The organism is Mycobacterium sp. (assembly GCF_049278535.1).
Classification (GTDB): Bacteria; Actinomycetota; Actinomycetes; order Mycobacteriales; family Mycobacteriaceae; genus Mycobacterium.
In genome coordinates this window covers 1-3909 of record NZ_JBAPMI010000089.1, presented here as the reverse complement: position 1 = coordinate 3909, position 3909 = coordinate 1, and the positions used below count along the sequence as shown (strand labels likewise).

General features: G+C 65.4%; 4 protein-coding genes. All 4 read right to left on the bottom strand.

The genetic code is table 11. The features are described from left to right. Nucleotides 1–59: 59 nt before the first annotated feature. The 4 genes from mtrA to WAO18_RS05970 all read right to left on the bottom strand — a co-directional run bounded on the left by mtrA (nucleotide 60) and on the right by WAO18_RS05970 (nucleotide 3897). Nucleotides 60–746 carry a two-component system response regulator MtrA gene (gene mtrA, locus WAO18_RS05985; RefSeq protein ID WP_065016641.1) on the bottom strand — a complete coding sequence of 229 codons (687 nt, stop codon included), beginning with the start codon at nucleotides 744–746 and terminating at the stop codon, nucleotides 60–62. A gap of 85 nt (nucleotides 747–831) precedes the next feature. After that, nucleotides 832–1461, bottom strand: a complete 630-nt coding sequence (locus tag WAO18_RS05980) for a dTMP kinase (protein ID WP_422204690.1) — start codon at nucleotides 1459–1461, stop codon at nucleotides 832–834. Between the two features lie 88 nt (nucleotides 1462–1549). Beyond that, the gene (locus WAO18_RS05975) at nucleotides 1550–2563 is read right to left on the bottom strand and encodes a hypothetical protein (protein ID WP_422204689.1); all 1014 of its coding nucleotides are present in this window, start codon (nucleotides 2561–2563) and stop codon (nucleotides 1550–1552) included. Between the two features lie 8 nt (nucleotides 2564–2571). Continuing rightward, a complete protein-coding gene (locus WAO18_RS05970; RefSeq protein WP_422204691.1) occupies nucleotides 2572–3897 on the bottom strand; it encodes a Dyp-type peroxidase in 1326 nt (441 codons plus the stop codon). Between the last annotated feature and the right edge of the window lie 12 nt (nucleotides 3898–3909).

The window sequence follows — 3909 nt, the reverse complement described above, 5'->3', positions numbered from 1 at the left end:
CTCGTGAGCTCTGTGCTGCTCCTCTGCATCGCTACGCTCTGCGTCGTCGCCGGCACGGATCACGGCGGTCCGGCCTTGTAACCCACTCCTCGAACGGTCAGCACAACGGTCGGATTCTCGGGGTCTTTTTCGACCTTGGCCCGCAGACGCTGGACGTGCACGTTCACCAAACGGGTGTCCGCGGGGTGACGATATCCCCACACCTGTTCGAGCAGCACATCACGAGTAAACACCTGGCGCGGTTTGCGCGCCAACGCCACCAGCAGATCGAACTCCAACGGCGTCAGCGAGATCTGTTCCCCGTTGCGGGTGACCTTGTGGGCGGGCACGTCGATGTCCACGTCGGCGATCGACAACATCTCGGCCGGCTCGTCCTCATTTCGCCGCAGCCGCGCCCGCACCCGGGCGACCAACTCCTTGGGCTTGAACGGTTTCATGATGTAGTCGTCGGCGCCCGACTCGAGGCCGAGCACCACGTCAACGGTGTCGGTCTTGGCGGTGAGCATGACGATCGGGACGCCGGAGTCGGCTCGCAGCACCCGGCACACGTCGATGCCGTTCATCCCCGGCAGCATCAAGTCCAGTAGCACCAGGTCGGGCCGCAGTTCGCGCACCGCGGTCAGCGCCTGGGTGCCATCGCCAATGACGGCGGTGTCGAACCCTTCCCCCCGCAGCACAATGGTCAGCATCTCGGCCAGCGACGCGTCGTCGTCGACCACGAGAATCCTTTGCCTCATGGTGTCCATGGTGTCACCAGATAGCGACAAAATGGGGCTACCACACGCGTGTTTCGTGCACCTATTACCACAGCTGTTCCAAACCGGACGGCAACTAGGCCATTAACTGTGCCGCCAGGCCACCCGGATCGACCTCCGCATCGACCACCAGCCAGGGTCCACCCCAGCCCGCCGCGGCCAGTCCCAGGTACACCGCGCCGGTGCGCTGCTGGAGCCCGGCGTCGCGTTCGTAGGCATCACGCTCCCGGCTGGCATCGAGGTTGGCCCGGTGGCGGGCGCGCTGATCGGCCAGCTCGGACGAGACGCCCAACAACACTTGCCAGTCAGGCACCCGAAGCTGCAGTCGGCCGTATTCGATCTCGTGCACCCAGCCGACCACCTCACCGTCGGCCCGCTCGTGCAGCCGCGCGGCGCTGTAAGCGGCGTTGGACGCCACGTAGCGATCCAGAATCACCGCATCGTGGTCACGACACAGGTCGCGAATCTGGTCGGCTCCCCCGGCGCGATCCAGCGCGAACAGCATCGCCATCGCGTACACCGAAGTGGCCAGGTCGCCGTGCCGGCCGTGCAGTGCCTCGGCGGCCACGTCGGCGGCCACCGACTGCCCGTAGCGCGGGAACGCCAGTGTCGCCACCGATTTCCCGCTAGCCTCCAACGCCGCGCGCAGGCCATCGGTGAGCGTCCGCTTGCCGGCGCCGTCGACCCCCTCGATAGCAATCAGCACCGCGCGAGCTTATCGCCGGATGCACGCCGACGGTGGAGTCTGCTCAGTGATACCAACCTGTGCTACCGGCGGCCAAAGCGCCCCAACATCATTTCATGGTGGCGAGGTTGTGCCAGAAATTCTTGAGGCTGTCGGTGCCGCCGAAGAGCGTGGTGAAGTTCGTCGAGTCGACGAGCACGATGTCGCCGGAGCGTTCGCCATTCGGCGGCATCCAGATCAGCGCGTTGAATTCGGTATTGCCGGCCGCGGTGAAGGGATGCGGTCTGCCGGGGTCGACGCGTTGACGGCCCAGCACCCGCACGGAATCGCTTTCCGGCGCGGTGAGTTCGTAGTGCGGCAGGTGCGGATGGAAATTGAACGTGGTGACGTTGTCGAGCAGTCTCGCTGCGTCCAGGTCGCGGACCGCGGTCAGGGGTGCGATCTCCTTCGTTCCCTCAACCACGGCGGGGCGCAGGCCCCACCTGTTGTGCACCGGAACATCGAGGGCCTTCATCAGTGAGCGGGTGTATTGACTGAACCGCTGCTGGCGCGGCACCAAGGGGTCGCCGTGATGGTCGTATTCGACCTGGCGCTGGGCGAAGTCCTCGGTGAAGCCGACGTCATGGTGCGGCGCCAACACCAAGCAGGTGCCGTCGCGCCGCAGCCATTCCCGGATTGCGCCGATCTCCTCCGGTGCGGCTTCTTGCTCGGACAGGAGGTGATCAAGCCCGAACACCATCAGGGTGTCGGTGTCGGCGAGTATCCGTTCGTCGATCGGAAGCTTGTAGCCGGCCTGGTCGATGCGCTGGAACACCGCGACCGGGTGGCCGGTGGCCTCGCCGGCAACTTCCTGGAAGGCCAGCGCCGAGCGGTGGAAAAGTTCCAGGGTGCCGGCGATGCCCTGGAGGAATTGCGCCTCTTGGTATTCCGATGCCTCATAGCTCGGCCAGACTGCGTTACGGACTTCGGTCATGGTGGAGAACCGGTTATACATCTCCGCCGGATCGCGTTGGGCCTCCCACGGATAGCTCCACGTCCAATAGATGCTGATGCGCCGGCCACCGGTGTGGGGACGGGAGACATGGCTCTGGTTGTAGGTCCGCGCCGCGGAAAGTGCGCCCATGGTGATCCCTAACGTGAGGAGCCGAGAGCGGCGAGATAGCGCATCGCCTTAATGCCCGGCAAGAGAAAATAGGCCCCGCCCCGCAGAGTGGTGAACGCCGGCAGACCTTTGTGAACCTTGCGGATCGGCCGGTTGGGAATCTTAAATTCCAGTGTGCCGTCTTGGTTTCCGGCTATCGGATCATGCTCGTTGCCGAGCTCATGGAAGGCGCGGTCGTTGATCCATACATTCTGCGCGAACTCAAACTGTCTGGTCAGGCTGGCGCCGATGATAAATGCGGCGATGCCGCGGTCGACTCCGTCGTCGGGCCCGCCTTCGGGCAGGGCGGGACCATAGGTGGCGCCGCGGCGAATTATCCTGTGCCGATTCATGTTGTGCGCGGTGTCGCGTGGGTTGAGGCGTCTCGCGTGCGATCCGAGCGGGCAGGCATACCCGAACGGATCCATCTCCTTATAGTTGAAGTCGTTGTTGCGCATCGGGTCTGCGCCCAGTTCCGGATCGTCCTTGTCCGGCGCCAGGACCAGTGGCGCGCCGCTGCGCCAGCGGCCCATGAACTTCGCCGCGAGCAACTCCTCGTCGTCCGGTGTTTGTGCTTGTTCCCGGATGTAGTCGCGGAAAAGCCCGACGTGCTCCTGCAGCCGCCGGTAGGCCATGTAGGTTCCATTGCGGGACAACACTTCCGGCTGCGGCAGATCCGCGACCGGGCCATTCTCGTCGGGATAGCCGAGGATGAACTCGCCCGGCTTGAGCGGCGCACCCGACCCCGGCGTGGGCTCGTCTCCAGATCCCTCGATCACGGGCTGCGACAAGCGGTCCCGGAATCCGAAGTGATCGTGCGCGTAATTGAACGGCGGCGTCGCGTTCAGGTCCAGGAACGACAACCGCCGCACACCGTCGCAGCGGGCCACCAGCTCGTCGTGCACCCCGGTCGCCCGCGCGTGCTCGGCGTCGTTGCGAGCGAACAGAATCGCGACCGCGTGCAGGTCGGCGCTCGCCAGTCCGCCCACCCAATTGTCCGGATGGGCGGCCCCGGCATCGCCCAAAATGTCGGCGCGGGCCGCCATGCCCTGCCGGAACGCCTCCGGGAAAGTCGCCAACGATTCTTCGGGTACCCCGAGGGCGCGTAAGCCGTTCCAGGTGAACGCCAGCGTGACCCACCGCTTGGTGCTGTCTATCGAAGCTTGCGCCGCTGCGGCGGATTCGACCACGGGGATCAACTCGGACAGCCACGCCCTGCCCCCCGTGGGGTCGCCGAACGTCAGGAACTCGTAGCGCCCGGTGATCGCGGGTGTACGGGTCAGCAGGAGGTGCTGGATATCGTCGAACTCAAGCATGAGCGCGCCGCC

What these genes read in the sequence shown, in the direction of transcription:
- mtrA (WP_065016641.1), bottom strand. Translation starts at nt 746, where the DNA reads ATGGACACCATGAGGCAAAGGATTCTCGTGGTCGACGACGACGCGTCG.
- WAO18_RS05975 (WP_422204689.1), bottom strand. Translation starts at nt 2,563, where the DNA reads ATGGGCGCACTTTCCGCGGCGCGGACCTACAACCAGAGCCATGTCTCC.
- WAO18_RS05970 (WP_422204691.1), bottom strand. Translation starts at nt 3,897, where the DNA reads ATGCTTGAGTTCGACGATATCCAGCACCTCCTGCTGACCCGTACACCC.